A 26,297-nucleotide genomic window follows, 5' to 3' on the forward strand; every position below is an offset into this window, starting at 1 on the left:
GCGTGGTTGCGATCGGACAGACGGGCGAAGCCTCGATCACCGTGACGCACGCGGATACCGCGAGTGCGGTGGCGCTCTCGTCCCAGGATTCTTTTCCCGCCGTGCTCGCCACCGCGCGGATGATCGCGCTGATGGAAGTCGCCGCGGCTCGCGTGCTGACACCGATGCTCAAGGAGGGCGAGCTCTCGGTGGGAGTCGTTGTGAACATCAAGCATTCAGCGGCCACGCCGGTTGGCGGTACCGCGAAGGCGGTGGCCACGTACCTCGGGACCGAAGGCAAGCTGCATCGCTTTCGCGTCGAGGCGTTCGACGATGCCGGGCCGATCGGCGAGGGCGATCACGCGCGCGCGATCATCGCCACCGATCGCCTGCTCTCGGGAGCGGCACGCAGGAAGGGCCCATGAGCGAGACGCTTCCGGATTCGGCGCGGACCGTGCAGGAGGTGCTGCGCGCGAAGGGCATCGAGGCGCGCGTCATGGTGCTGCCGCAGTCGACGCGCACCGCGAAGGAAGCAGCGCAGGCCGTGGGCTGCGAAGTCGCGCAGATCGCCAAGTCGATCATCTTCAAGCGCGCGGACACACAGCAAGCGGTCCTGGTGATCACGAGCGGCGTGAATCGCGTGGACGAGAAGCGCGTCGCCGCACACCTTGGCACGGAGCTCCTGAAGGCCGACGCGGACTTCGTTCGCGCGGCGACGGGTTTTGCCATCGGCGGCGTTCCTCCGTTGGGGCATCGCACGCCGATCGAGACGCTCATCGACGAGACGCTCCTCGCGCTCGATTCCGTCTGGGCCGCGGCCGGCACGCCCAACGCGCTGTTCTCGATCGGTGCGCGGCAGCTCGTCGCCGCGACCGGTGGACATGTCATGGTGGTCGCGTGAATCCCACCTTCGTCCGCAACGTCGTCACGCTGGGCGCCCTGGCGCTCGCGATCGTGCACGTGATTTTTCCGTCGCTCGCGATCGACGGCATTACGCTCGCGCTCGTGGCGATCGCGATCGTTCCGTGGCTCGCGCCGCTGCTGAAATCGCTCGAGCTTCCCGGCGGCTGGAAGGTCGAGTTCCAGGAGCTGCAGAAGATCGCCGCGAAGGCGGACGACGCGGGCCTGCTGTCGAAGGCCGACGCCGCGCCGCATGAGGACTACGCATTCCAGGCCATCGCCGGGCGCGACCCGAACCTCGCGCTCGCGGGCTTGCGCATCGAGATCGAGAAGCGCCTCATCCTGCTGTGCGAGAAGCACGGCATCGGCACGACGATGCAGGGGCTGGGCCGCCTGCTGCGCGAGCTCTCGTCGCGCGGCGTGCTCACCGAGGACGAGAGTGCCGTCCTCACCGAAATGACCTACCTGTTGAATGCCGCGGTGCATGGAGCGAGCGTGGATCCGCGCGCGACCGAGTGGGCGCTCGACGTCGGACCGCAACTGATCCAGGCCTTCGAGGAGAAACTCCAGTGACCGAAACCGAATCGCTCGTCCAACGCCAGTTGGACGCCTACAACGACCGCGACATCGAACGCTTCTGCGCGTGCTACGCCGAAGACGTCGAGGTCTATCGCATGCCCACCATCGAGCCCACGATCAGTGGCATGGCGAAGTTCCGCGAGACGTACGTGGAGCGCTTCAAGTCCAGGACCCTGAACGCGAAGATCCAGAACCGCATCTCGCTCGGCAGCAAGGTCGTGGACCACGAGTACGTCGTGGGCATCAAGGAGACGCCCGTCGAGGTGATCGTGGTGTACGAGATGACCGACGGCTTGCTTCGCAAGGTGTGGTTCTTCAATCCGTGAGGTTGTGGTCGCTGCATCCGCGCTACCTCGATTCGCAGGGGTTGGTCGCCGCCTGGCGCGAGGCATTGCTCGCGCAGGCGGTGCTCGCGGGACGAACGCGCGGTTACCAGCACCATCCGCAGCTCGATCGGTTCCGTGCCTCGCGCACGCCGCTCCGTTGCGTGGCCGCGTACCTGCGCGCGTTGCACGACGAAGCGACCGCTCGCGGTTACCGGTTCGATGCAAGCAAGATCGGCCGCGCGGGTGAGGTCGAACCGATCGCGGTGACGCGCGGGCAGATGGCGCATGAATGGAAGCATCTCGAAGCCAAGCTGCGGCGGCGTTCGCCCGCATGGCTCGCGGAGCTGGGAAAGATCGCGCGCGTGAAGCCGCATCCGCTCTTCAAGGTTGTCGCGGGCGGTATCGCCGACTGGGAGCGCGCGTGACGCCACGGCATTTCAAGAATGGCGCGGAGTTTGGCAAGTGGCTCGCGAAGAACCACGCGAAGGCCGACGAGCTCTGGGTCGGTTTCCACAAGAAGGATTCGGGAAAACCCTCGATCACCTGGCCCGAGTCGGTGGACGAGGCGCTTTGCTACGGCTGGATCGACGGCATCCGCAAGAGCCTGGGCGAGGTGAGCTACGTGATCCGCTTCACGCCGCGCCGCGCGGGAAGCATCTGGAGCACGGTGAACGTGAACCGCGTGACGGTGCTGGTGGCCGAGGGCCGCATGCAGCCCGCGGGGGCGAAGGCCTTCGCCGCGCGCAAGGCGGGCAAGTCGGGCATCTACTCGTTCGAACAGAGAATACCCGCGGCGCTTCCGAAGGAATGCGTGGCGGCGCTGCGCAAGGACAAGGCCGCGTGGAAATTCCACGGGACCCAGCCGCCGTCGTACATCAAGGCGGTCGCGTGGTGGATCGTGAGCGCGAAGAAGGACGAGACGCGCGTGCGGCGTATCGCGCTCCTCGTGAAATGCAGCGCCGCGGGCGAGCGCATTCCGCAGTTCACCTGGAAGAAATCCACGACGTGAACGTGGCTCGCTGCACGCTCGACCACCTCATCGTCGTCGCGCCCACGCTCGAAGCGGGCTCGGCGTACATCCACGACGTGCTGGGTGTCTCGCCGCAGGCGGGCGGGCAGCATGCGCGAATGGGGACGCACAACCGGCTCCTGCGGCTGGGCGACGGCATCTACCTCGAAGTCATCGCGATCGATCCGGATGCACCGGCACCCGCGCGGCCGCGCTGGTTCGCGCTCGATGCGCGCGGCGCCGACTTCGCACCGACGCTTGCGGCCTGGGTCGCGCGCACGACCGACATCGCCGCTGCGAACGCAGCGGCAACCGAGTCGCTCGGCACCGTGGAACCGATGAGCCGGGGTGCGCTCGAGTGGCTGATCACGATGACACCCGATGGATCGGTTCCGCTCGATGGCGTCGGCCCGGGGTTGATCGAATGGCGCGTGGGCGGGCATCCCACGAGCCGGCTGGAAGACCACGGCCTTGCACTGGCCGCGCTGGAGATCACCCACCCCGACCCGGCTCGCGTCACCCGCCTGCTCGGTGCCCTCGCGCTCGAAGGCGAAGTGACGGTCCGCGCCGGCCCACCGGGCCTCGTTGCGCGCATCGAGACACCGCGCGGCCAGGGAACGCTCGCCTAGTTCGCGCTGTCGATATACTGCTTTCACGATGAAGCTCCTGATGGCGATCTTCGTGGCGCTGGTGGTGTGGAAAGCCTGCGATGGCGTGCAGGCCTCCCGCGCCCGCAACGCGATCGTGGCCACGGCCGACGCCGACGTGATCCTCTATGCGACGGACTGGTGCGGCTACTGCCGCGCGACGCGCAAGTTCCTCGACGACAAGGGCATCGCGTACGTGGAGTTCGACATCGAGAAGAACGAGGAAGGCGCGCGCCAGTACAAGGCCCTGAACGTGCGCGGCGTGCCGATCCTGCTGGTGAAGGGCAACGTCGTCCAGGGTTACGATCCGGATGGCATTCTCGCAGCGCTCAAGTGAGGAAGTGAATGAACACAAAAGTCCGCCGCATCCTTCGTGAAATCTTCACGACGTCCCTCGTGCTCCTGGGCATCCTTGCCGCGCGCTCCTCGCTCGCCGACCACTACGTCGTGCCCAGCGGCTCGATGGAGCCCGCGCTGGTTTCCGGCGATCGCGTGTTCGTCGACAAGCGCGCCTATGGGTTGCGCGTTCCCTTCACGCTCTTGCGCGTGTGGTCGGGCGAATCCGCCGCGCGCGGCGACGTGGTGATCGTCGACGAGCCCGTCGATGGCACGCGCCTCATCAAGCGCGTCGTCGCCGTCGGGGGAGATTTCGTCGAGGTCCGCGACGGCGTGCTGTCGATCAACGGCGTCGAGCAGGATGAATCCTGGCGCAACCTGCGTTCGGGCGGCGGACCCGAGGTCGAGCCCGTGCTCGTCCCCGAGGGTGAGGTGCTGCTCATGGGCGACAACCGCGGCAACAGCCGCGACGGGCGCGTGTTCGGCTTCGTGCGGGAACGCGAGCTCTACGGCAAGGCCGCGGCCATCTACTGGCGCTCGGCCGACGGCTTCACCTGGCTCGGGCTGTAGGGCACGGCCACCGAGCGCGCCGCACCCGGCGATCCGACTTCCGCGACACGCACGTCCACGCCATAGAGGCGCGACAGGTTCGCTTCGGTGAGTGTTGCGCGCGCGGCGCCGATCGCCAACGCAGCGCCCCCTTGAAGGAGTAGAGCGCGATCTGCCAGCAGGAAGGCGTGGTCGGGGTCGTGCGTGCACAGCAGTACGGCGATACCCGAGTCGCGCAGCCGCGCGATCTCCGAGAGCACGCGGGCCTGGTTGCCGAAATCGAGGTTTGCCGTCGGTTCGTCCATCACGATGGCGCGCGCCTCCGTGGCGAGCGCCCTGGCGATGAGGGCAAGTTGCCTTTCGCCCCCGCTCACGCCACTCACCGGGTGATCCGCGAGTTGCGCGATGCCCATGCGATCGAGTGCGGAGCGGGCGATCTCGCGGTCGCGTGCCGAGGGCCGCGCAAAGGTTCCGAGGTGCGCGGTGCGGCCCATCTCCACCATCTCGGCGAGGCTGAAGTCAAAGTAGCTCGAGGACGCTTGCGGAACGTAGGCGAGCTCGCGGGCGATCTGCGGGCGCGAGAGTGTCGCGAGGTCGCGATCGCCGATCGTGAGGCGACCGCCGATCGCGGGCAGCAATCCGAGCAGCGTGCGAAAGAGCGTGGTCTTGCCCGTGCCGTTGGGTCCGAGCACGCAGAGCACTTCGCCGTCCTCGAGCGTGAGATCGAGCCCGCGGCCGATGACGCGTCCCGGGTAGCCGAAGTCGAGGGCTTGCGCGCGCAGCGTCATGACGATTTGCGGAACGTGAGCGCGAGCAGCCAGATGAACACCGGCGTCCCGACGAGCGCGGTGAGCACACCGGGCGGCAGCTCCGTGCGCGCGATGGTGCGGCAGAGCGTGTCGACGAGCAGCATGAACGCCGCACCGAGGACGGCGGAGATGGGCAGCACGCGAGCGAACTCCGCACCGACGAGCAGACGCGCGGCGTGCGGGATCACGAGGCCGACCCAGCCGATCACGCCGGCGATCGCAACGCTGGCGGAGGTAACGAGAGTGGCCGCGACGATCACGATGATCCGCAGCTTTCCGAGATCCACGCCGAGCGCGCGCGCTTCATCGTCGGGAAGCGAGAGCAGGTTCATGCGCCAGCGGAGCAGCACCAGCGGCACGAACCCGATGAGGATCAGCGGGAGCGCGTAGGCGAGATCGCGCGGGAGCGTGCCCGAGAAACTTCCGAGCAGCCAGAAGGTGATCGCGGGCAGCTGGTTGTAGGGATCGGCGACGTACTTCGCGAACGCGATGCCCGCGCCGAAGAGCGAACCCACGACGACCCCCGTGAGCACGAGGGTGAGCACGCGATCGTGCCCGCGCACCCACGCGCCGATCGCGAGCACGAGCGACACGGCGACGACACCGCCGGCGAACGCGAGGCCCTGGATCGCCGCGATCGGGAGCGCAAAGAGAATGCCGCCGACGGCGCCGAGCGCGCAGCCCCCGGAGACGCCGAGGATGTCGGGCGAAACGAGCGGATTGCGAAAGAGGTTCTGGTACGCGGCACCGGCCGTGGCGAGCGCCGCACCGACGGCGAGGGCCGCGAGCACGCGCGGGCCGCGAATCTGCAGCACAACGGCGCGTACGTTGTCGGGTACTCCGGCATCGCCACCGGTCAGCGCGGCCCACAGCACGCGCACGACATCACCGGGAGAGACGGGAAAACTTCCGACGCCGAGGGCCACCGCCGTCACCACCCCGAGCATCGCGCCCGCGCCCAGCATCCACGCGGGAAAACGCGCACGCGAAACAATCATCGCGGGCCCACGCCCGCCTCGCCCAGCAGGGCGTCGAGCTGCTGCGCGCTGGGCTCCTGGTGATAGAAGAGCCGGTAGAACGTGGTGACTTCCTTGCGCAGGTCGTGGCGGAAGAGATCGGGATAGAGGATTTCGGAGAGCCAGAGCAGGCCGATGATGCGGTTGGCCCCGGGCGGATAGTCGAACCAGCCGAAGGGCAGGTGTGGCGAGAGATAGACGCGCTTCTTGCGCACGGCGGTCACGCTGTTCCACACGGGAAGCTTCCACACTTCGCGATAGAAGTTCGGATCGTTCGTGACGATCACCGGCGGATCCCAGAGCACGACTTGCTCGAGGCCGACGTTGGTGAGGCCGCCGGTTTGTCCGGCCGCGACGTTCTTCGCGCCGAGGAACTCGATCATCTCGACGTTGATCGAGCCCTTCATGCCGGTGGTGAGTCCCTGCGGTCCGCGGGCGTAATACACCTCGGGGCGCTTGTCGGCGGGGACGGTGGCGATCTTCGCCTGCAGGCCGTCGATCAGCTTCTTTGCGTAGTCGCTGAGCTCCCTGCCCCGCGCTTCGACGCCGAGCGCGCGCGCGAGCTTTTCGATTTGCTGCGGTGTCGTCTCGAGCCGGCCGTCGAGGAGGATGTAGGGGATGCCCGTCTGCTGCTGGACGCGATCGGCGAGCGAGGCGAAGGTCGCGTTGGTCGAGCCCATGTCGACGATGAGATCGGGCTTCGCCTGCAGGATGATTTCAGGATTCGCCGTATTGCCGCGGCCGGTGAGGCGGCCGAGCTCAGGCAGCTTCGCGTATTTCTCCGGAACCCACTTCGCTTCATCTTCGCGAAAGCCGCGCGTCCAGCCCACGAGCGTGTCGGGTGCGAGCGCGAAGACCAGGACCGAGGCGGGCGGCCCCGCGGCGTAGACGCGCGTGACCCTGTCGGGGAGCGAGACCTTCCGGCCCGCGTCGTCGGTGAACTCGCGGGCAGCGCTGGCGGTGATGCTCGCCAGCGCGAGCAGCACTGCCGCGAGGAATTTCAGCCGAGTTCCTTCGTGGTGATCTTGTAGCGGAAGTCGTCGGGCGCGTACGGGTTCACGCGCACGCCGCCGGTCTCTGCCTGCGGATACATGAGAAACGCGAGCTTCTCGCCCGTGGAGCCCGGAAGCTTCACGTCGTGCGCGTCGTTGTAGGCCATCCAGTTCATTTCCCACGCGCCGAAGAGCTTCTCGCGCACGGGCGGGACCACGGGATCGGCAAGCGTGACAGGCTGCGGCTTCTCTTCGAGCACGACCTTGCGCACGTCCGCCGGATCGACAGCGATCCAGCCCGCGCCATTCACGAAGACTTCCGCACGGCAGTGCTGCGCGCGCGTGATGTTCTCGGTGCCCGCGCCCAACGAGCGATAACCGAAGGCGCTCTTGGCGACGCGCACGCCGTAGATGTCGCGCGCCGGCAGCCCAACGGAACGCGCAAGTGCCACGTAGAGCGCGTTGAGGTCCGCGCATTTGCCCGAGAGGTTGCGCGTCTCGAGCATCACCTTCACGTCACCACGTCCGCACCCGATGGTCTTGGGATCGCGGAAGGTGTTGTCCACGATCCATTCGTAGATGGCGCGGGCCTTCTCCATGTCCGTGGTCTTGCCCTTCACGATCTCCTGCGCGGTCTGCTTCACGAGACCGTCGGTGGGCATGAACTCGGTGGCCTCGGTGTAGAACGCGCGCGTGTCGGCGTCGAGCTTCACGCCTTTGATGGCGACGAGGCTGTCGGTGCGATTCTTTGTGATGACCCGCGTGGTGACTTCGACCACCGGCAGCTTTTCTCCCGGCCCCCACTCGGCGAGCAACATCTTCGCGCCGTACTTGCCGTCGGTGACGACGTGGGCCTGAGAGCTGTTGCTGGTCCAGTCGTTGGCGAGCGTGTCCTGGTAGTCGCTCTTGATCGAGGGCAGCGGGATCCAGACCTTGGTCGCGCCCGCGGGCTTGAGGATCTCGACCTTGGTCGTGACCTCGAACGTGCGCCAGGCGCCCGGCTTGGGATCGAAGGGCAACTGCTGCGCGATCGCGAAGCGCGGAATGCCCGCGAGGACCGGGGTGGCGATGGCAACTTGCAGGAGTTCGCGGCGTTTCATGTGGGGGTCTCCATGGTTTCGGCGAGCACGTCGGATGCGGCGAGGACCTGGCCGGCGAGCGGAGCCGAGTAACCCGGCAGCGACGCAACCAGTTGCTGGAATTCCGGGCCTTGAAGCGTATCGATGAGGCCGGCGATGGCGGGCGAATGGACCTGCTCCGCATGGCAGGCGAGGTAGTAGCGTTCGTTGCAGTACGGGATGAAGTCGAGGCCGTATTGCTGCGCGGCGGCGTGCACGCCGAAGCCCACGTCGGCCTGCGCGCCGGCGATGAGCGCGGCCACCGCCGAGTGCGTGATCTCCTCGATGTCGTAGCCACGGACGTAGGAGCGGTCGACCGCTTCGGCGGTGAACAGGAACTCCAGCAGGGCGCGCGTTCCCGAGCCGCGCTGGCGGTTGATCATGCGCACGTCGTCGCGCGCGAGATCCTTGATCGATGCGATCCGCTTGGGGTTGCCGGCGCGCACGATGAAACCCTGGGTGCGCGTGACGAACCCGATCAACGCAAACTTCCCCGGCGGCAGGCCTTCGGCGTAGCGCCGGGCCATGAGCTCGCCCATGCGGCCTTCGGGCAGGTGGAATCCCGCGATGTCGCATTCGCCGCGGCGCAGCGCCGCGAGGCTCTCGAAGCTGCCGCGGTATTGCACATCGACCGCGATCCCCTGCGGATTCACGAGGTCGCGAAGCTGCGAGACGGCGAAGTCGTGGCTCGCATGGATGACCAGCGTGCCGGTCTCGGTAAGCGACTCGTTGAGTGCCCGGGCGAATTCGGAGGCGAGGCTCTCGAGCTCGGGCGCGAGGCGCGCGCGGGCCCGCTGCCCGGCCCAGAGAAGATGCGACCCGAGTTCCGTGAGGTCGGTGCCGCGGCCCCGGCGCATTTCCACGAGCGGCGCGCCGAAGAAGTCCTGCCACTGGTCGATCAGGTTCCACGCATGGCGATACGAGATGCCTGCGAGCTCGGCGGCCTTCGTGAGCTTCCCGGTCTTCTCGAGACCTTCGAGCAGCGCGATCAGCAGGAAGTCGAAGTCCTTCTCGGTCTTGCCGCGGAAACGCCAGACGGGGCGGATGTCGATTCGGATCATGGCCTCATTATGGCAGGGGCAACGCGTTGCGCGCTTTATGCGATTTCCCTCTAGAGCGAGGGTGGCGAGAACCCGTGCGAGGTGAGCACGCGCTGCCCCGCGGCACTGGCGAGGAAGTCCGCGAATGGCTTGCCCGCGTCGGTGAGCGTGGTGAGCCCGTAGTCCGCACCCACCGCGAGTTCGTCGGGCAGCGCGATCACCGCGAGCGTCGCGTCGTCCTTGCGAGCCTGCACCGCGTTCGTGCAATACGTGAGAAACACATCGGCCTTGTTCGTGGCGACCAGCAGGCCGTACACGCTGCCCTTCGCGGGCGGCGGCGGTGAACTCGGACCGCCCACGAGTTGCAGTGCTTTCTTCGACAACGTCTCGAACGAGCCCGGCTTCAGCTTCTCCGCGCGCTCGAACACCTGCCACGCGTAGTCGCCCGACGGATCGGCCTTCGGTGTCGAGGTGCCGAGCTTCACCGCCGGATCGAGCATGTGATCGAGCAACGCCTTCGAGGTGAGCTTCGCGCGCTCGGGTGCCAGCGCGCACAGGCGATTGCGCGCGAACATCCGCACGGGCGCGGCCTTGCCCGCATCGGCGAGCGCCTTCGGGTGCTCCATGTTTGCGGAGGCGAACACGTCGGCCGACTCACCCTTTACGAGGCGATCGCGGAGCAACCCCGAAGGACCGAACTCGAAGGCGACGTCACCGCCGCCTTGCGCCTTGAACGCCGCCGCGGCTTCGGTGAGTGCGGCGCGCAGGCTGCCCGCCGCGAAGACCTTCACCGGTTGCTGCGCGGCGGCGGGTATGGCGGCGAGCGCGGCAGCGAGCAGCAGCGCGACGCGCATCACGGCTTCGCGTTGGGGAAGAACAGTTGCTCGCCGTCGATCTTGTACGCGGCGATCGCGGCCTGGCCGGCGGGCGAGACGACCCAGTCGACGAACTTCTGGCCGCTGTCCTTCTTCACGTGCGGATGCTTCGCGGGGTTCACGAGCATCACGCCGTACTGGTTGAAGAGCTTCGTGTCGCCTTCGACGAGGATCACGAGCTCGCCGCGATTCTTGAACGAGAGCCACGTGCCGCGATCGGTGAGCGCGTAGGCGTTCATGCCCGAGGCGGTGTTCAACGTCGGACCCATGCCCGAGCCCGTCTCGCGATACCACGCGCCCTTGGGCGGATCGAAGCCCGCGAGCTTCCAGTAGCGCAGCTCCGCGGCATGCGTGCCGCTCTTGTCGGCGCGCGAAGTGAACGGGGTCGACGTGCCGGCGATCTTCTTCAGCGCCTCGACGACATCCTTGCCCTTGGCCCCGGCCGGATCATTCTTCGGGCCGACGATGATGAAGTCGTTGTACATGACCTCGAGCCGCTTCACGCCGAAGCCCTCGGCGAGGAATTTCTCTTCCGCGACCTTGTCGTGGACGAACACCACGTCGGCGTCGCCCTTGCGTCCCATGTCGAGTGCCTGGCCGGTGCCGACGGCGACGACGCGCGCCTCGATTCCGGTGGCCTTCTTGAATTCGGGCAGCAAGTGCTTGAAGAGGCCCGACTGCTCCGTCGAAGTGGTCGAGGCGACGGTGATGAAATCCTGCGCCGGCGCGGGCGTGGCCGATGCGATCGCCACCGCGGCGAGCACGGCGGCTGCGAGCCAGGTCCTGCTCAAGCGGGAGAGGAAGGTTGCGATGCGATGCTCCATGGCAGTTCTCCTTGAAGAAAGCGTGCGGCCTCCGGCGAGGCCGGTGCGGTGAAGAAAAGATCGGCGGCCGTGTGTTCGGTAAGGCGGCCTTCGTGCAGGAAGACGATCTCGTCGGCGAAGCGCCGCGCGAGGCCGAGGTTGTGTGTGGTCATCACGACGGCGGTGCCCTCGCCGTGGATGCGGGTCACGATGCGCTCGACCTCGCCGGCGGCCGCGGGATCGAGGCTCGCCGTGGGCTCGTCGAGAAAGAGCATGCGGGGCTTGAGCGACCACGCGCGCGCAAGCGCGATGCGTTGCTGCTCGCCACCGGAAAGCACGCGCGCCTGCCGTTGGGAGAGGTGCGCGAGGCCCACATGCTCGATCGCCTCGCGCGCGCGGCGGCTGCGCTCGGGCTCGGCCACACCGCTCACGGCGAGCGCGTAGGCGATGTTGGCGAGCGCGGGGCGGCGCAGCATCACCGAGCGCTGGAAGACCATCGCCTGCGAAGCCGCGCGCTGCGAACTGTTGGCCCAGCGGATCGAGCCCGCGGTCGGCGCGATGAGGCCATGCAGCGTGCGCAACAGCACGCTCTTGCCCGCGCCGTTCGCGCCGAGCACGACGACCCGCTTGCGTCCGTCGAACGCGAAGCTGACATCGCGCAATGCCTCATGTCCGCCAAGGCGCACGCTGAGCCCGCGGACTTCCAGCGGGAAGATGGCCGGCTTACCCATGGCGGCGAGTGCTCCATTCGCGCACGGCATAGACGCCGGCGTTCAGCGTGAGCACGACGGCGATCAGCACGATGCCCAGGGCGAGGGCGAGCGGAAGGTCGCCCTTGCTCGTCTCCAGCGCGATCGCGGTCGTCATGACGCGCGTGACGCCGTCGATGTTGCCGCCCACGATCATGACCGCGCCCACCTCCGAGGCCGCGCGCCCGAAGCCCAGCAGCACGACCGTGAGGAGCGAGTAGCGCAGGTCCCACAGCAGCGTGAGCACGGCGCGGGCGGGCGTGACGCCCAGCGAGGTGAGCTGTTCCTCGTACTCGTGCCAGCCGTCCTCGACGAACTGGCGCGCCATCGCGGCGACGATCGGCAGCACGAGCAGCGTCTGGGCCACGATGATCGCGGTCGGCGTGAAGAGGATTCCCAGCGAGCCCATCGGGCCCGCGCGGGAGAGCAGGAGGTAGACCACGAGCCCCACCACGACGGAGGGCAGGCCCAGGAGCGCGTTGAGCGAAACGATCACGGCACGGCGGCCCGGGAACGGGCGCACGGCGATGAGCCCGCCCAGGGGCAGGCCGACGACGCACGCCAGCACGGCGGCGGCAAGGCTGACTTCAAGGGAGAGAGCGACGATGGCCCAGAGACCCGGATCGCCGCCTCCGATGAGCCGGAGGGCGAGCCCGATGCTCGCGAGGATCTCGGACATGCCCCGATTCTGGCAAATCCCCGCGCAGTTTCAGATATGCAGGGCTGTGCCTATGTCGGGATCAGGCGAATCCGACGCTGCGCCGGTCGATCGAAACGGCTTTCACGAGGGCGTGGAGGCGCATCCCCGGCGCCAGGCCCAGCTCGTCCGCGGCCTTGCGCGTGATCCGCGCGATGAGCGTGGTGCCGCCGAGGTCGAGCGTCACATCGACGATGGCGCCGAACTCGCTGCCGATCTCCCGCACCGTCGCGGCCAGGACGTTCTGGATCGAGAGTCCCGTGGGCCGTTCGAGGGCGAGGGAGACATCGCGCGAGCGGATGCGCGCGCGCACGGGTTCGCCGGGAAGCGCATCGATATTGGGAACGATGAGCGTCCCGCCGGGGAACTCGAGCGTCGTGAGGTCGTAGCGCGCATCGAGCGATGCAACGCGCGCATCGATGACGGTGCCCGCCTCGTGGCGTCCCGTGAGCGATTCGAGCTCCGGGCGCGACATCACGCCGGCGACATCGCCCTCGGCGATCACGCGTCCTTCGGCGATGACGACCACGCGATCGGCGAGGCGCGTGACCTCTTCGACCGCATGGCTCACGTAGACCATCGGCAGCTTCAGCTCGTCGCGCAGGATCTCGATGTAAGCGAGGATCTCGGCCTTGCGCGCGCCGTCGAGCGAGGCAAGCGGTTCGTCGAAGAGAAGCACGCGCGGGCTTGCGAGGAGTGCGCGGCCGATCGCGACGCGTTGCTTCTCGCCGCCGGAGAGGTTCGCGGGGCGCCGTTCGAGGTACGGCGTGAGGCCGAGGAGGGCGAGGACGCGCTCGCGGTCGATGAAGCGCTCGGAGGCGGGTGTCAGCGATTCGCCGTACGCGAGGTTTGCGCGCACGGAGAGGTGCGGAAAGAGCAACGCATCCTGGAACACGTAGCCCACGCGGCGCGACTCGGGCGGGAGGTTCGTGCGCGTCGTCGAGTCGAAGAGCGTGCGGCCGCCGGCGACGATGCGGCCACGCTCGGGTTTCACGATGCCCGCGATCGCATGGATGAGCGAGGTCTTGCCTGCGCCGGAGCGGCCGAAGAGGGCCACGATCGGCGCATCGCTCCGGAACGCGGCTTCGACGCGGAAATCGCCGCGGCGGATGGCGATGTCGACTTCAAGCATGGCGCGAGTCCTGCGGGGTGCTGCGACGCGCGAGCCATTCGGAGAGTGCCAACGCAACCAGCGAGAGCAGCACCGAGAAGATCGACATGCGCAGTGCCTGGGCATCCGCGCCGGGCACCTGCGTGTACGTGTAGATCGCGAGCGGCAGTGTCTGCGTCTCGCCGGGAATGTTGGAGACGAACGTGATGGTCGCGCCGAATTCGCCCAGCGCGCGCGCGAAGCCGAGCAGGCCGCCGGTGATCACGCCGGGCAGTGCGAGCGGAAGCGTGACGGTGAAGAAAACCCGCAGCGGGCTCGCGCCCAGCGTGCGCGCGGCGAGCTCGAGGCGCGGATCGACGGCCTCGATCGCGAGGCGAATTGCGCGCACGAGCAACGGAAAGCCCATGATCCCGGCCGCGAGCGCCGCGCCCGTCCAGCGAAACGCGAACACGATGCCGAATGCCTCGAGAGGCTTGCCGATCGGACCCTGCGTCCCGAAGAGCACGAGCAGCGCGTAGCCCACGACAACCGGGGGCAGCACGAGCGGCAAGTGCACGGCCGCATCGAAGAGCGTCTTTCCGTAGAAGGATTTCCGCGCGAGCACGAAGGCGATCGCGATCGAGAACGGCAGGCTCGCGACCAATCCCCACAGCGCCACCTTGAGGCTGAGCCCGAGGATCTGCAGCTCAGCGGCGGTCAGCATGGACTACGGAGCCCGGAAGCCGAACTTCTCGAAGGTGGCGAACGCTTCGGGCGAAGCGAGGTACGTGGCGAATGCGGCGACCGCGGGCGAGGTCGCGCGGCGCAGCGTCACCATCGGATAGACGATCTTCGGGTAGGAGTCCGGCGGGAATGCTTCGAGGATCCGCACGTTCTTCTCGGCCATCGCGTCGGTGCGATACACCACACCCAGCCGCGCTTCGCCGCGGGCCACGAGCGCGAGTGCGGCGCGAACGTTTTCGGTGACCGCGACCTTGTGCTCGATGGGCGCCCACATCTGCAGCGAGACGAGCGCGGCTTTCGCGTACTTGCCCGCGGGCACTGCGTCCGGATTGGCGATCGCGATGCGGCTCGCCCCCATCGCGCCGCCCAGGTTGATTCCCGGCGCGATCTTCGCGAACGTGCGCGGCGTGACCGAACCGATCAGGACGAGCTCATTGCCGAGCAGGTTCTTGCGCGAGCCGGGTGCGACCAGGTTGCGCTTCTCGATGTAGTCGATCCAATCGGTGTCCGCAGAGATGAAGAGGTCCGCGGGGGCCCCGTTCTCGATCTGCTTGGCGAGCGCGTTGCTGCCGGCGTACGAGACCACGACCTTGTGGCCGCTCGCGGCTTCGAAGCTCTTCGCGTTGGCGTCGAGCGCTTCCTTCAGGCTCGCCGCGGCGAAAACCGTGACGGTGTCCGCGGCGGCGGGAAGGGTGAGGAAGGCGGCGAGAAGGAGGGCGAGGAAGCGCATGACCGTAGTATACCCATGGATATAACGGCCCCACCTGTCATCCTGAGGGTCGGAGACCCGAAGGACCTGCTTGAACAGCGAAGCGGATTTGTACTGTCAAAAAGCAGATCCTTCGTGAGCTCAGGAGGTCCTTCTGGTCGCAGCGCTCCTCAGGATGACAGTGTGGCGAGGATGACAGTCAGCGAGGCTTGTCCGCCAGCAGATCCGAAAACGCTTCGAGCTCTGGCGTGAGGACGCGGTCGATGCGTTTCTGCATCGAGCGGAAGCGCGCGATCACCTGCAGTCCGAACGGTGTCACCTGCGCGCCACCGCCACCGGTGCCGCCGGTCGCGGAAGCGACGACGGGCTCGCGGAAGCAGCGGTTCATGGTGTCGACGAGCAGCCAGGTGCGGCGATACGACATGCCGAGCTTGCGCGCGGACTCCGAGATGGAGCCCGTGGCGGCGATGGTCTCGAGGAGATCGGACTTGCCCGGCCCCATCGCGATCTCGGGGCCGAACATGATGCGCAGCTTGGTGGCGCCCCGCCGGTGACGCTTCATGCGGGGCGGGCGATCAGGCCGACTTGGCAGTGGCTTCGGCGATGAGCTTCTGCAGTTCTCCGGACTCGTACATCTCGCGCATGATGTCCGAGCCGCCAACGAACTCGCCGTTCACGTAGAGCTGGGGAATGGTCGGCCAGTTGGCGAATTCCTTGATGCCCTGGCGAATCTCCGGGTCCTGCAGCACGTCCACCGTGAAGACTTCGGTCGCGCCCGAGAGCTTGAGCAACTGCGTGGCGTTGGCCGAGAAGCCGCACTGCGGGAACTGCGGCGACCCCTTCATGTAGAGGACAACGGGGTGGGAGGTGACCTGGTTGCGGATGGTGTCCTGGCTGCTCATGGCTGTTTCTCCTTTGGCTTGCCGCTATTTTACCGCTCGTCGCTGAAGCCTTCGAGCGCCTGTGTCATCGGGACGACCTGCCCCGGTTCATCGAGCGTGTAGCCCGGCTCCGAGGCCACCGCGTCGCGGAAAGCCTGGCCGCGCAGCAACGCGAGCATCTCGCCCGTCGCGGGCATCTCCAGCGCTCGCTTGTCGCACGCGAGCATGTAGCGCTCGACCACCAACGGCACGAAGTCGAGCTTTAACTGCCGCGCCGCGGGTTCCACGGCGATGCCGACGTCGGCCATGTGGCTCGCGACGAAGGCCGCGACCGCCGCGTGCGTGAACTCGCCCGTTTCCGCGTACCCCGGGATCGCACGCGCGTCGATGCCCTGCGCCGCGAGCATCCCGTCGAAGATCGTGCGTGTGCCCGAACCGCGCTGCCGGTTCACGAACCTCACGCGAGGGTTCGCGAGGTCCGCCACCGAGCGGATGCCCAGCGGATTGCCCTTCGCGACCACGAGGCCCTGCGTGCGCTTCACCAGGCGAATCACCACTTGTTGCTTCGCCTTCACGACCGGCTCGTATTGCGCGCGCATCACCGCCGCGAGCTCGCCGCCCACCGGCAGGTGAAAGCCGGCGAACTCGCACGAACCGCGAGACAGCGACCGCAGCGCCTCGACGCTCGCCATGTACTGCAGGTCCACGTCCGCATGGCCATGCGCGCGCATCACGAGCGGAATTTTCTCGATCGCATAGCCGTGGCTCGCATGGATGCGCAGCAGGTCCTGCGAGGGTTTCACGTGCCTTCCGATCTCGAGATTGAGCTCGGAGGCGATGTTTTCAAGCAGCGGGAAGAGGCTCGCGTCGCTGCGCTGCTCGGCCCACAGCAACTTCTCGCCCAGCGGGGTGAGTTGCGCACCCTTGCCGCGGGTCATCGCGACCAGCGGGCTGCCGAAGAACCCGGACCAGCCCGAAAGGAGGTCCCACGAATGACGATACGAAAGCTGGACCGTCTTCGCCGCCAGCGTGAGCTTTCCCGAGTCGTTGATCGCCCGCAGCAGGTCGAAAAGGCGCGGGTCCACGCGCTCGCCCGAGGCGGTGGTGAAGGTCCAGGACGGCCGGATGGTGATCTTTTCCAACGGCGGCGAATCTCATATGGGGAGACGAAGCGCTCGCCGCTAGTTTACCTAGCTGGAGGAGGGGTGAAGCAGGCCGCATATGCGAAACGCCGCATATGCCAGGTAGCTAGCGACCGAACCGGCCGATCGCGACGCGCGGAATCGCCGCCAGGTCCTTCACGCTCTCGCGCTCGTTGAACCCGGCCGCCTCGAGGAGCGAGGCGACGGCACTCGCCTGGTCGTAGCCATGCTCGATGAGCAACCAGCCGTTGTCGACGAGGTGATCGCGCGCGCCATCGATGATCGCGCGAATGGAACCGAGGCCGTCGGCGCTGCCGTCGGTGAGCGCTGAAGCGGGTTCGAAGCGCAGGTCGCCTTCGCCCAGGTGCGCATCGCCCGCGGCCACGTACGGCGGGTTGGCGACGATTGCGTCGAAGCGTTGGCCCGCGACAGGCGAGTACCAACTGCCTTCGAGGAATTCGATGCGGCCTGCGCCATGGCGCTCGGCATTCGCGCGCGCAACACCCAGTGCGCCCGCGCTCGCATCCACGGCGACGACTTTCGCCTGCGCGCGCTCGCAAGCCAGCGTGACTGCGATCGCGCCGCTGCCCGTGCCCAAATCGAGCACGCGGCACTCATCGTTCGGCAATCGCGCGAGCGCGGCTTCGACGAGCGTCTCGGTATCGGGCCGCGGGATGAGCACGTTCGCATCGACCGCGAAGTCGCGGCCGTAGAACTCGCGCCGGCCCACGAGGTAGGCGACCGGGTGGCCCATCTGGCGCTGCGTCACCATCATGTCGACGCGCGCGTCCTGCGTTTCGGTGAGCAGGTGAAAGGGATTGGCGACGAGGAAGGCGCGGTCCACGCCGAGCACGTCGCACAGGATCACGCGCGCATCGACCTTGCCGATCGTGTCCTCGGCTTCCTGGAGCGAGGCGTGGATCGTGCGCATGTCAGGCGGCGGAGTCGGAGAGCCCCGCGAGCTGGTCGGCCTGGTGCTCGGCGGCGAGCGCGCCGATGAGGTCGTCCATGTCGCCATCCATGATCTTCTCGATCTGGTGCAGCGTGAGGTTGATGCGGTGGTCGGTGACGCGGCCCTGCGGGAAGTTGTACGTGCGGATGCGGTCCGAGCGGTCGCCGGTGCCGATGAGGCCCTTGCGCTCGGAGGCTTCCTTCGCCTGCTGCTCGCGCTGCTGCTTGTCCTTGATGCGCGCGGCGAGGATGCGCCAGGCCTGCTCCTTGTTCTTGTGCTGGCTGCGCCCGTCCTGGCACTCGACCACGATGCCCGTGGGCACGTGCGTGAGGCGCACCGCGGAATCCGTCTTGTTCACGTGCTGGCCGCCGGCGCCACTCGCGCGGTAGGTATCCACGCGCACGTCGGCGGGATTCACCACGACATCGGATGCGTCATCGGCCTCGGCCATCACGGCCACCGTCGCGGCCGACGTATGAATGCGGCCCTGCGTTTCGGTCGCGGGCACGCGCTGCACGCGGTGACCGCCGGATTCGAATTTCAGCTTCGAGTACGCGCCGCGACCGACGATGCGCGCGATTACTTCCTTGTAGCCGCCGGCGTCGCCCGCGCTCTCGGAAAGGATCTCGACCTGCCAGCGATTGCGCTCGGCAAAGCGCACGTACATGCGGAAGAGGTCGCCCGCGAAGAGCGCGCTCTCGTCGCCGCCCGTGCCGCCGCGCACCTCGAGGAACAGGTTCTTCTCGTCGTTGGGGTCGCGCGGCAGGAGCATCGCCTGGAGGTCGGCTTCGAGCTTCTCGATGCGCGCCCGGCCCTCCTTCACTTCCGCCTCGGCGAACTCGCGCATCGACGGATCCTTCGCCATGTCCTCCGCGGCGGCGACGTCGCCTTCGGCCTTGCGGTATTCGTTGAACGCCGCGACCACGGGCTCGATCTCGGCGCGCTCCTGCGAAAGCTTGCGGTAGTCGTCGAGGTCGTTCACCACCGCCGGATCGGAGAGCCGGTGATCGATCTCCTTCAGGCGCAGGTCGAGGTTGGCGAGCTTCGCCGCGATGGAATCCTTCATCGCGTGCTGCCTTCGTCGCTGTCTCCGTCCGGGAAGAGCGTGTCGATGGCGCGTTGCAGCTGCGCGCGGTCCTCGTCGGCCGCGCGGTTGAGCGCCTGCGTCGGATGGTGGATGAATTTGTTGGCGAGCCCCAGCGCCAGCGCTTCGAGGACGGCGTGCGCGTCCTCGCCGCGGGCGAGGCGTGCCTTCGCCTTCGCGAGCTCGGCATTGCGATATTGATCGGCCTTGCCGCGCAGCCGCACGATCACCGGGACCGCGGCGCGCGAACCCTGCCATTGGCGGAACGCTTCCACCTGCGTGGCCACGATCGCTTCGGCTTCGGTGGCCGCGGCCTGGCGCTGCACGCTGCCGTCCTGGACGATCTTTCCGAGGTCGTCGATCGAGTAAAGGAACAGGTCGCCCAGCTCGGCGGCCTCGGCCTCGACGTCGCGCGGCACCGCGAAATCCACGATGAACATGGGACGGTTCCTGCGCGCCTTCAACGCGCGCTCGATGAGCCCCTTGCCGAGGATCGGGAGCGTGGACGCCGTGCCCGTGATGACGATGTCGAATTCATGCAGGCGCGCCGGAACATCGGCGAGCCCCATCGCTTCGCCGTCGAAGCGTTGGGCGAATGCTTCCCCCCGCTCGAGCGTGCGGTTGGCGACGGCGAGGGCGCGCGGGCGCTGCGCGGCAAAGTAAGTGGCCGCGAGCTCGACCATCTCGCCCACGCCGATCAGCAGGACCTTGGTCTGCGACAGGTCGCCGTACACGTTCTGCGCGAGCTTGAGCGCGGCCGAGGCCATCGAGATCGACTGCGCGCCCACCGACGTTTCGGTGCGCACGCGCTTGGCGACGGCGAAGGTCTGCTGGAAGAGCTTGTGGAGATTCGAGCCGAGCGTTCCCGCGTTCTCCGCGTTGCGCACCGCTTCCTTCACCTGCCCGAGGATCTGCGGCTCGCCCAGCACCATGGAGTCGAGGCCCGAAGCGACGCGGAAGGCGTGGCGAACGGCTTCGTCTCCGGCATGGGCGTAGAGCATCGCTTCGACCGCCGCGCCCGCTGCGAGCGCGGCCTCGACGAGCCAGGCGCGAACGGCGGCGACATCCGGGGCATCGACGTAGATCTCGGTCCGGTTGCAGGTCGACACCAGCACCGCTTCCTCGACGCCCTCGCGCGCCTTGATCGCCGCCAACGCCTCGAGCAGGCGTTCGGCGGGAAAGGCGATCCTTTCGCGGACGTCGAGGGGGGCCGTGTGGTGGCTGAGGCCGAGAACGTGGAGGGGCATGAGGCTGGCCGCAGGGCCGGAAAATGCGGCGCGGCTCGTGTAAGTGCCTGAAATTATAGCAGCTAGCCCCCCTCGCCCGATGCGCGCCCCCGGGCGATATCATCGGGTTGTCGCGTTTCTCACGTACCTCCAAGGACCATGAACCCGACCCTTCGCCTGCTCCTCGCCACCGGCATCGCCGCGGCCTCGCTCGATGCCTCCGCCGCGTGCCCCTCGCTCCTCGACCACAAGCTCACCACGCTGCAGGGCAAGTCCGACAACCTCTGCCGCTTCGAGGGGCAGGTCGTCCTGCTCGTGAACACCGCCAGCTATTGCGGCTATACGAAGCAGTACGAGGGTCTCGAGGGGCTCTACCAGAAGTACAAGGACAAGGGCCTCGTCGTCCTGGGCTTCCCGTCGAACGATTTCGGCAAGCAGGAGCCGGGCAGCAACGCCGAAGTGGCCGATTTCTGCGAGCGGACCTTCAAGGTGCGCTTCCCGATGTACGAGAAGTCGCCGGTCGCGGGCAAGGACGCCAATCCCATCTACAAGGAGCTCGCCGAGAAGACCGGCGAGGCGCCCAAGTGGAATTTCCACAAGTACCTGGTGGGTCGCGACGGGAAGGTGCTGGCCAACTACGGATCGAAGGTCACCCCCGACGATCCCAAGCTCGTGGCGGCGGTCGAAGCGGCCCTCCAAACCCGCTGAAAACCGGCTGGCGGCCGATCTTTACAAGCCAATGTAAAAAGGCGCATTATGGTATTGATTTAAAGGATTCTTTTCCGGATAAATAACGGGACGCACCGCGACCTTTCCAGCGATGTCCGCCAACCCCGCAACCTTCAATGCCCTTGGGCGAGCCCTCGTCCAGCAGGGCCGGCTTGTGCAAGCCGACGCGACGGCCATCCAGGCCGAAGCGACGAAGGCGGGGCTCATGTTCGTCCAGCAGTTGATCGCCTCGAAGAAGCTCAGCGCGCGCGAAGTCTCGCAATTCGCCGCCAATACCTTCGGCTATCCGCTGCTCGACCTGAACGCGGTCGACTTCGACGCGCTGCCGATCAACCTCATCGACAGCAAGATCGTCGCCAACCGGCGCGTGATCGCGCTGGGCAAGCGCGGCAACCGCCTGTTCGTCGCGGTCTCGGATCCGTCCAACGAGCAGGTGATGCAGGAGGTGAAGTTCGCCACCGGCATGACGATGGAGCCGGTGGTCGTCGAGGACGACAAGCTCAACAACATCGTCAAGCGCATCACCGAGGGCGGCGGCAAGGCCCTCGAGAAGATGGTCGAGGACGTCGAGCTTCCGGACGAGGAGCTCGAGGCCCAGCCCGACGTCGTCACCGAGGACATCGACGACGCGCCGGTCGTGAAGTACGTGACCAAGATCCTGCTCGACGCGATCAACGGCGGCGCCTCCGACATCCACTTCGAGCCGTTCGAGAAGTTCTACCGCATCCGCTACCGCACCGACGGCATCCTCTACGACGTGGCGCAGCCGCCGCTCGCGATCAAGGAAAAGATCGCCTCGCGCATCAAGGTGGTCTCCAAGCTCGACATCTCGGAAAAGCGCGTGCCGCAGGACGGGCGGATGAAGCTCACGATGTCGAAGACGCGCGCGATCGACTTCCGCGTCTCGACGCTGCCGACACTCTTCGGCGAAAAGATTTGCATGCGGATCCTCGATCCGTCGAGCGCGACGCTCGGGATCGACGCCCTGGGCTACGACCCGGACCAGAAGGAAAACCTGATGAACGCGATCACCCGCCCGTACGGCATGGTGCTCGTGACCGGGCCCACGGGCTCGGGCAAGACGGTCTCGCTCTACACGTGCCTCAACATCCTCAACAAGCCCGGGATCAACATCTCGACGGCGGAGGATCCGGCGGAAATCAATTTGCCCGGCGTGAACCAGGTCAACATCAACGACAAGGCGGGTTTGAGCTTCCCGGTCGCGCTGAAGGCCTTCCTGCGCCAGGACCCGGACATCATCATGGTGGGCGAGATCCGCGACATCGAGACGGGCGAGATCTCGATCAAGGCCGCGCAGACGGGCCACATGGTGCTCTCCACGCTGCACACCAACGACGCGCCGCAAACGCTCACGCGCCTCATGAACATGGGCATCGCGCCGTTCAACATCGCCTCGAGCGTGATCATGGTCACGGCGCAGCGGCTCGCGCGGCGCCTGTGCACGTGCAAGAAGCCCGTGGACATTCCCGAGGAAGCGTTGCTTCGCGCGGGCTTCGCCGAGGATCAACTCGATGGTTCATGGCAGCCGTTCGCGCCCGGTGGATGTGACCTGTGCAAGAATACGGGCTACAAAGGACGCCTCGGGATATACCAGGTGATGCCGATTTCCGAGGAAATGGAACGCATCATCATGAAGAACGGCAATGCGATCGATCTCGCCGACCAGGCAAAGCGCGAGAACATCAAGGATCTGCGGACTTCGGGTTTGATCAAGGTGATGAAGGGCCTCACTTCCCTCGAGGAAGTCGAAGGCGTCACCAACGAGTAGGGAGAAAACGGACATGGCTGCGGTCGCAAAAAAAGACACGGGCAAGGACGTCAAGCTCTACAACTTCGCGTGGTCGGGGAAGGACAAGACCGGCAAGGCGATCAAGGGCGAGCTGCGCGCCGCGGGCGACCACGTCGTTCTCGCCACGTTGCGTCGCCAGGGCATCCAGAGCATCAGCGTCAAGAAGCTCTCGCAGCGCTCCGGCAAGAAGATCACCGACAAGGACATCACCATCTTCACGCGCCAGCTCGCGGTGATGATGAAGGCGGGCGTGCCGTTGCTGCAGGCCTTCGACATCGTCGGCAAGGGCCACGCGAATCCGTCCGTGGGCAAGTTGCTGATGGACGTGAAGACCGAGGTCGAGACCGGCTCGTCGCTGGGCCAGGCGTTCCGGAAATATCCGGTGTACTTCGACGAACTCTTCTGCAACCTGGTCGCCGCGGGTGAGGCGGCCGGTATTCTCGACGCGATCCTCGATCGCCTCGCGACGTACAAGGAAAAGATCCTCGCCATCAAGTCGAAGATCAAGGGCGCGCTGTTCTATCCGATCGCGGTGATCGTGGTGGGCTTCGTGGTGGTCGCGGTCATCATGATTTTCGTGATCCCGATCTTCAAGGACCTCTTCAAGAGCTTCGGCGCGGACCTGCCCGCGCCCACGCAGATCGTGCTGAACATCTCCGAGTTCTTCACGGCGTACTGGATGTACATGCTGGGCATCATCGTCGGCGGCACGTGGTCGTTCCTGTACACGTACAAGCGGTCGAAGGCGATGCAGCGCGGCATGGACCGCCTGCTGCTTCGCTTGCCGGTGTTCGGCGACGTGATCCGCAAGGCCTCGATCGCGCGCTGGTGCCGCACGCTCTCCACGATGTTCGCCGCGGGCGTGCCGCTCGTGGAGTCGCTCGATTCGGTGGCGGGTGCGGCGGGCAACTACGTGTATTACGAGGCGACCAAGCGCATCCAGCAGGAAGTGTCGTCGGGTACGAGCCTCACCGTCGCGATGCAGAACCAGAACGTCTTCCCGGCGATGGTCATGCAGATGTCGGCGATCGGCGAGGAATCCGGCGCCCTCGACTCGATGCTGGGCAAGGTGGCCGACTTCTTCGAGCAGGAAGTCGACGACTCCGTCGATGCGCTCGCGAGCTTGATGGAGCCCGCGCTCATGGTGGTGCTGGGCGGCCTCATCGGCGGCCTCGTGGTCGCCATGTACCTGCCGATCTTCAAGCTGGGCGGCGCGGTGTAGTCGCGATCGAGCCCGCATAAAGGCGCGCGGAGAAATCCCCGCGCCTTTTTGTTTACATGGAAATCCTCCTGCTCCTGAAGGACTCGCCCCCCGCCCTGGTCGCCATCGCCAGTGTCGTGGGACTTTGCGTGGGCTCCTTCCTCAACGTCGTGATCCACCGGCTGCCGCGGATGATGGAAGCGCAGTGGGAGGCCGATTGTGCGGAGCTCCAGGGCCGAGAGGTTCCCGAGCGGGCACCCTTCAACCTGCTGCGGCCCGCGTCGCGCTGCCCATCGTGCTCAACGCCCATTCGCGCTATCGAGAACGTGCCGGTCGTGAGCTGGCTGGTGCTGCGCGGCCGTTGCCGCACCTGCCGCACACCCATCAGCGCGCGCTACCCGCTCGTGGAGTTGCTCACCGGCGTGCTTTCGGGGCTGCTCGCGGTTCGCTTCGGCGCTTCCGCGGCACTTGCGGGCGCGCTGGTGTTCGCCTGGGCGCTGGTGGCACTTTCCTTCGTCGACTTCGATACGCAGTTGCTGCCCGACGACATCACGCTGCCGCTCGTGTGGCTCGGGTTGATCGTCAACATCGGCGGCACGTTCGTGGACCTGCGCTCCGCGGTGCTCGGCGCCATCGGCGGTTACCTCGCGCTCTGGACCGTCTACTGGGCCTTCAAGATCCTCGCGAAGAAGGAGGGCATGGGCTACGGCGATTTCAAGCTCCTCGCGGCGATCGGCGCGTGGCTCGGCTGGCAGGTGCTGCCCTTCGTGATTCTCGTGGCGGCGGCGCTGGGCGTGGTGTTCGGCTCGCTGGCACTCTGGCTTTCGCGCCGTGGCGCGGACACGCGCCTGCCGTTCGGTCCCTACCTCGCGGTGGGCGGACTCGCGGGCCTGGTGTGGGGACGCGAAGCCGTGATTCTCTGGGTCGGCCGCTTTCCGACGTGAAACGGATCGTAGGGCTCACCGGCGGAATCGGCAGCGGCAAGTCGACGGTCGCCGAGGAGCTCGCCGCGCGGGGTGCAACGATCGTGGATGCCGACGAAATCGCCCGTGGGCTCACCCTTGCCGGCGGCGAGGCGATGCCGCAGGTGAGCGCAGCGTTCGGCCCGTCCTTTGTCGCGGCCGATGGGTCGCTCGACCGCGCGGCGATGCGCAAGCAGGCCTTTTCCGATCCCGCCGCGCTCGCCCGGCTCGAGGCGATCCTCCATCCCATGATCCGGGCCCGCTCCGATGCCGCCGTCGAGCGCGCGAACGGGCCGTACGCGGTGCTGGTCGTGCCCCTGCTCTTCGAGAAGGGTAGCTACCAGGGCCGGGTCGCCCGCACGCTCGTGGTCGACTGCCCCGAATCGCTGCAGGTGGAGCGGGTCATGGCCCGGTCGGGGCTCGCCGCCGAGGAGGTCCGGGCGGTCATGGCGACCCAGTGGCCCCGCTGGCGGCGCCTCCAGATGGCCGACGACGTGGCCTGGAACGGTGGCGATCGCGCGGCGCTTGCGAATCAATGCGAGCGCCTGCACCGGGCGTATGCCACAATTCCGCGCGAATGACGGGCGTGATCACCTATGAGTACCCCCTCAACGAGCGCGTGCGCACGCTGCTGCGGCTCGAGGACCTCTACGACCGCGTCAACCACTTCTATTCGCTCGAGCACGCGCACGACCACCATGCCTGCCTCACCGGCATGTTCGAGATCATCGAGGTGGCGAGCCGGGCCGACCTGAAGAGCGATCTCCTGCAGGAACTCGACCGCCAGCGCACCTTCCTCGATGCGCTGCGCGACAACCCGGCGATCTCGCGCGACAAGCTCGACCAGGTGCTCACCGACCTGGACTCCGCGTTCTCGAACCTGCACGCCACCTCGGGCAAGACCGGCCAGAACCTGCGCGAGAACGAGTGGCTCATGGCGATCAAGCAGCGCGCCGGCATCCCCGGGGGCACGAGCGAGTTCGACCTTCCCTCGTACCACTACTGGCTGCAGCACCCGGCCGACGATCGCCGCAACGACCTCGCCGTGTGGATGAAGCCCCTGCAGCCCGTGCATTCCGCGCTCTCGCTGGTGCTGCGCGTGCTGCGCGAGAGCGGGCGCACGGTCTCGCTCGTCGCGACGCAGGGCATGTTCCAGCAGACTCCCGCCGAGAAGCCCGCACAGATGCTGCGGCTCACGATCGCGAGCGATCTCGCCTGCATCCCCGAGATCAGTGCGAACAAGTACGCGCTCAACATCCGCTTCCTGGTGCCCGAGGGCGTGCAGAAGTCGCGCGTCTACGACCGCGACGTCGCCTTCGAGCTCGCCTTCTGCAACCTGTGAA

General features: G+C 67.0%; 33 protein-coding genes. 15 read left to right on the top strand and 18 right to left on the bottom strand.

Annotation, left to right across the window (positions count from 1 at the left end; all coding sequences use genetic code 11):
• Positions 1-2: 2 nt before the first annotated feature.
• Genes DSM104440_RS01925 through lepB form a run of 9 tightly spaced genes read left to right on the top strand, consistent with a single transcriptional unit; the run spans position 3 to position 4,346 of the window.
• A complete protein-coding gene (locus DSM104440_RS01925) occupies positions 3-404 on the top strand; it encodes a thioesterase family protein (protein WP_171160291.1) in 402 nt (133 codons plus the stop codon).
• Complete coding sequence (locus DSM104440_RS01930) at positions 401-880, top strand: YbaK/EbsC family protein (protein ID WP_171160293.1); 480 nt, start codon at positions 401-403, stop codon at positions 878-880. Before DSM104440_RS01925 ends, DSM104440_RS01930 begins: the two co-directional genes overlap by 4 nt.
• Complete coding sequence (locus DSM104440_RS01935; protein ID WP_171160295.1) at positions 877-1,452, top strand: hypothetical protein; 576 nt, start codon at positions 877-879, stop codon at positions 1,450-1,452. Before DSM104440_RS01930 ends, DSM104440_RS01935 begins: the two co-directional genes overlap by 4 nt.
• A complete protein-coding gene (locus DSM104440_RS01940; RefSeq protein ID WP_171160297.1) occupies positions 1,449-1,784 on the top strand; it encodes a nuclear transport factor 2 family protein in 336 nt (111 codons plus the stop codon). The genes DSM104440_RS01935 and DSM104440_RS01940 overlap by 4 nt, the downstream gene beginning before the upstream one ends.
• Positions 1,781-2,209, top strand: a complete 429-nt coding sequence (locus DSM104440_RS01945) for a pyrimidine dimer DNA glycosylase/endonuclease V (protein ID WP_171160299.1) — start codon at positions 1,781-1,783, stop codon at positions 2,207-2,209. Before DSM104440_RS01940 ends, DSM104440_RS01945 begins: the two co-directional genes overlap by 4 nt.
• Complete coding sequence (locus DSM104440_RS01950) at positions 2,206-2,793, top strand: YdeI/OmpD-associated family protein (RefSeq protein WP_212758169.1); 588 nt, start codon at positions 2,206-2,208, stop codon at positions 2,791-2,793. Before DSM104440_RS01945 ends, DSM104440_RS01950 begins: the two co-directional genes overlap by 4 nt.
• Entirely contained in the window at positions 2,790-3,422 is a 633-nt protein-coding gene (locus tag DSM104440_RS01955; RefSeq protein ID WP_212758170.1) for a VOC family protein, read from the top strand. The genes DSM104440_RS01950 and DSM104440_RS01955 overlap by 4 nt, the downstream gene beginning before the upstream one ends.
• A gap of 28 nt (positions 3,423-3,450) precedes the next feature.
• On the top strand, positions 3,451-3,777 hold the full coding sequence (locus DSM104440_RS01960) for a glutaredoxin family protein (RefSeq protein ID WP_171160306.1): 327 nt from the start codon (positions 3,451-3,453) through the stop codon (positions 3,775-3,777).
• An 8-nt stretch (positions 3,778-3,785) separates the two neighbouring features.
• On the top strand, positions 3,786-4,346 hold the full coding sequence (gene lepB / locus DSM104440_RS01965; RefSeq protein ID WP_171160308.1) for a signal peptidase I: 561 nt from the start codon (positions 3,786-3,788) through the stop codon (positions 4,344-4,346).
• Here lepB and DSM104440_RS01970 read toward each other — a convergent pair.
• From DSM104440_RS01970 to hemA, 18 genes are all read right to left on the bottom strand, one after another.
• Positions 4,304-5,113: an ABC transporter ATP-binding protein gene (locus tag DSM104440_RS01970; protein WP_171160310.1), complete on the bottom strand. Its 810-nt coding sequence runs from the start codon at positions 5,111-5,113 to the stop codon at positions 4,304-4,306. The genes lepB and DSM104440_RS01970 overlap by 43 nt on opposite strands.
• Positions 5,110-6,132 (bottom strand): FecCD family ABC transporter permease, encoded by a 1,023-nt coding sequence (locus DSM104440_RS01975; protein WP_171160313.1) that lies wholly within the window; start codon positions 6,130-6,132, stop codon positions 5,110-5,112. The genes DSM104440_RS01970 and DSM104440_RS01975 overlap by 4 nt, the downstream gene beginning before the upstream one ends.
• Positions 6,129-7,136, bottom strand: coding sequence for an iron ABC transporter substrate-binding protein (locus DSM104440_RS01980; protein WP_212758171.1), 1,008 nt, complete (start codon positions 7,134-7,136; stop codon positions 6,129-6,131). Before DSM104440_RS01980 ends, DSM104440_RS01975 begins: the two co-directional genes overlap by 4 nt.
• A 14-nt stretch (positions 7,137-7,150) precedes the next feature.
• The gene (locus DSM104440_RS01985) at positions 7,151-8,242 is read right to left on the bottom strand and encodes a transglutaminase-like domain-containing protein (RefSeq protein ID WP_171160315.1); all 1,092 of its coding nucleotides are present in this window, start codon (positions 8,240-8,242) and stop codon (positions 7,151-7,153) included.
• Entirely contained in the window at positions 8,239-9,321 is a 1,083-nt protein-coding gene (locus DSM104440_RS01990; protein WP_171160317.1) for a substrate-binding domain-containing protein, read from the bottom strand. The genes DSM104440_RS01985 and DSM104440_RS01990 overlap by 4 nt, the downstream gene beginning before the upstream one ends.
• A gap of 50 nt (positions 9,322-9,371) precedes the next feature.
• Positions 9,372-10,154, bottom strand: a complete 783-nt coding sequence (locus DSM104440_RS01995; RefSeq protein WP_171165600.1) for a molybdate ABC transporter substrate-binding protein — start codon at positions 10,152-10,154, stop codon at positions 9,372-9,374.
• Positions 10,154-10,999: an ABC transporter substrate-binding protein gene (locus DSM104440_RS02000; protein ID WP_171160319.1), complete on the bottom strand. Its 846-nt coding sequence runs from the start codon at positions 10,997-10,999 to the stop codon at positions 10,154-10,156. The genes DSM104440_RS01995 and DSM104440_RS02000 overlap by 1 nt, the downstream gene beginning before the upstream one ends.
• Positions 10,963-11,709: an energy-coupling factor ABC transporter ATP-binding protein gene (locus DSM104440_RS02005; RefSeq protein ID WP_171160321.1), complete on the bottom strand. Its 747-nt coding sequence runs from the start codon at positions 11,707-11,709 to the stop codon at positions 10,963-10,965. The genes DSM104440_RS02000 and DSM104440_RS02005 overlap by 37 nt, the downstream gene beginning before the upstream one ends.
• Positions 11,702-12,406: an ABC transporter permease gene (locus DSM104440_RS02010; protein ID WP_171160323.1), complete on the bottom strand. Its 705-nt coding sequence runs from the start codon at positions 12,404-12,406 to the stop codon at positions 11,702-11,704. The genes DSM104440_RS02005 and DSM104440_RS02010 overlap by 8 nt, the downstream gene beginning before the upstream one ends.
• A gap of 61 nt (positions 12,407-12,467) precedes the next feature.
• On the bottom strand, positions 12,468-13,556 hold the full coding sequence (gene modC, locus DSM104440_RS02015) for a molybdenum ABC transporter ATP-binding protein (RefSeq protein ID WP_171160325.1): 1,089 nt from the start codon (positions 13,554-13,556) through the stop codon (positions 12,468-12,470).
• Entirely contained in the window at positions 13,549-14,238 is a 690-nt protein-coding gene (modB, locus tag DSM104440_RS02020) for a molybdate ABC transporter permease subunit (RefSeq protein ID WP_171160327.1), read from the bottom strand. The genes modC and modB overlap by 8 nt, the downstream gene beginning before the upstream one ends.
• A 3-nt stretch (positions 14,239-14,241) precedes the next feature.
• Positions 14,242-14,988, bottom strand: coding sequence for a molybdate ABC transporter substrate-binding protein (modA, locus tag DSM104440_RS02025; RefSeq protein ID WP_171160329.1), 747 nt, complete (start codon positions 14,986-14,988; stop codon positions 14,242-14,244).
• Between the two features lie 178 nt (positions 14,989-15,166).
• Positions 15,167-15,529, bottom strand: coding sequence for a winged helix-turn-helix domain-containing protein (locus tag DSM104440_RS02030; protein WP_171160331.1), 363 nt, complete (start codon positions 15,527-15,529; stop codon positions 15,167-15,169).
• Between the two features lie 13 nt (positions 15,530-15,542).
• The gene (gene grxD / locus DSM104440_RS02035) at positions 15,543-15,869 is read right to left on the bottom strand and encodes a Grx4 family monothiol glutaredoxin (protein WP_171160333.1); all 327 of its coding nucleotides are present in this window, start codon (positions 15,867-15,869) and stop codon (positions 15,543-15,545) included.
• Positions 15,870-15,898: 29 nt separating this feature from the next.
• On the bottom strand, positions 15,899-16,990 hold the full coding sequence (locus DSM104440_RS02040) for a substrate-binding domain-containing protein (RefSeq protein WP_171160335.1): 1,092 nt from the start codon (positions 16,988-16,990) through the stop codon (positions 15,899-15,901).
• Positions 16,991-17,096: 106 nt separating this feature from the next.
• Positions 17,097-17,921 (bottom strand): peptide chain release factor N(5)-glutamine methyltransferase, encoded by an 825-nt coding sequence (gene prmC, locus DSM104440_RS02045; protein ID WP_212758173.1) that lies wholly within the window; start codon positions 17,919-17,921, stop codon positions 17,097-17,099.
• A 1-nt stretch (position 17,922) separates the two neighbouring features.
• Positions 17,923-19,008, bottom strand: coding sequence for a peptide chain release factor 1 (gene prfA, locus DSM104440_RS02050; RefSeq protein ID WP_171160338.1), 1,086 nt, complete (start codon positions 19,006-19,008; stop codon positions 17,923-17,925).
• Positions 19,005-20,273: a glutamyl-tRNA reductase gene (gene hemA, locus DSM104440_RS02055; RefSeq protein ID WP_171160340.1), complete on the bottom strand. Its 1,269-nt coding sequence runs from the start codon at positions 20,271-20,273 to the stop codon at positions 19,005-19,007. Before hemA ends, prfA begins: the two co-directional genes overlap by 4 nt.
• Positions 20,274-20,411: 138 nt before the next feature.
• On the opposite strand from hemA, the gene DSM104440_RS02060 reads away from it, so the two are divergent.
• The 6 genes from DSM104440_RS02060 to zapD all read left to right on the top strand — a co-directional run bounded on the left by DSM104440_RS02060 (position 20,412) and on the right by zapD (position 26,296).
• A complete protein-coding gene (locus DSM104440_RS02060) occupies positions 20,412-20,960 on the top strand; it encodes a glutathione peroxidase (protein WP_171160342.1) in 549 nt (182 codons plus the stop codon).
• Between the two features lie 112 nt (positions 20,961-21,072).
• Positions 21,073-22,770 (top strand): type IV-A pilus assembly ATPase PilB, encoded by a 1,698-nt coding sequence (gene pilB / locus DSM104440_RS02065; RefSeq protein WP_171160344.1) that lies wholly within the window; start codon positions 21,073-21,075, stop codon positions 22,768-22,770.
• 13 nt (positions 22,771-22,783) lie between these two features.
• On the top strand, positions 22,784-24,013 hold the full coding sequence (locus tag DSM104440_RS02070) for a type II secretion system F family protein (protein ID WP_171160346.1): 1,230 nt from the start codon (positions 22,784-22,786) through the stop codon (positions 24,011-24,013).
• Between the two features lie 56 nt (positions 24,014-24,069).
• Positions 24,070-24,936 carry a prepilin peptidase gene (locus DSM104440_RS02075; RefSeq protein WP_171160348.1) on the top strand — a complete coding sequence of 289 codons (867 nt, stop codon included), beginning with the start codon at positions 24,070-24,072 and terminating at the stop codon, positions 24,934-24,936.
• Entirely contained in the window at positions 24,933-25,535 is a 603-nt protein-coding gene (coaE, locus tag DSM104440_RS02080; RefSeq protein WP_171160351.1) for a dephospho-CoA kinase, read from the top strand. Before DSM104440_RS02075 ends, coaE begins: the two co-directional genes overlap by 4 nt.
• Positions 25,536-25,540: 5 nt before the next feature.
• Positions 25,541-26,296, top strand: a complete 756-nt coding sequence (gene zapD / locus DSM104440_RS02085) for a cell division protein ZapD (protein ID WP_171165602.1) — start codon at positions 25,541-25,543, stop codon at positions 26,294-26,296.
• Position 26,297 lies beyond the last annotated feature (1 nt).

Source organism: Usitatibacter palustris (assembly GCF_013003985.1).
GTDB classification, from domain to species: Bacteria; Pseudomonadota; Gammaproteobacteria; order Burkholderiales; family Usitatibacteraceae; genus Usitatibacter; species Usitatibacter palustris.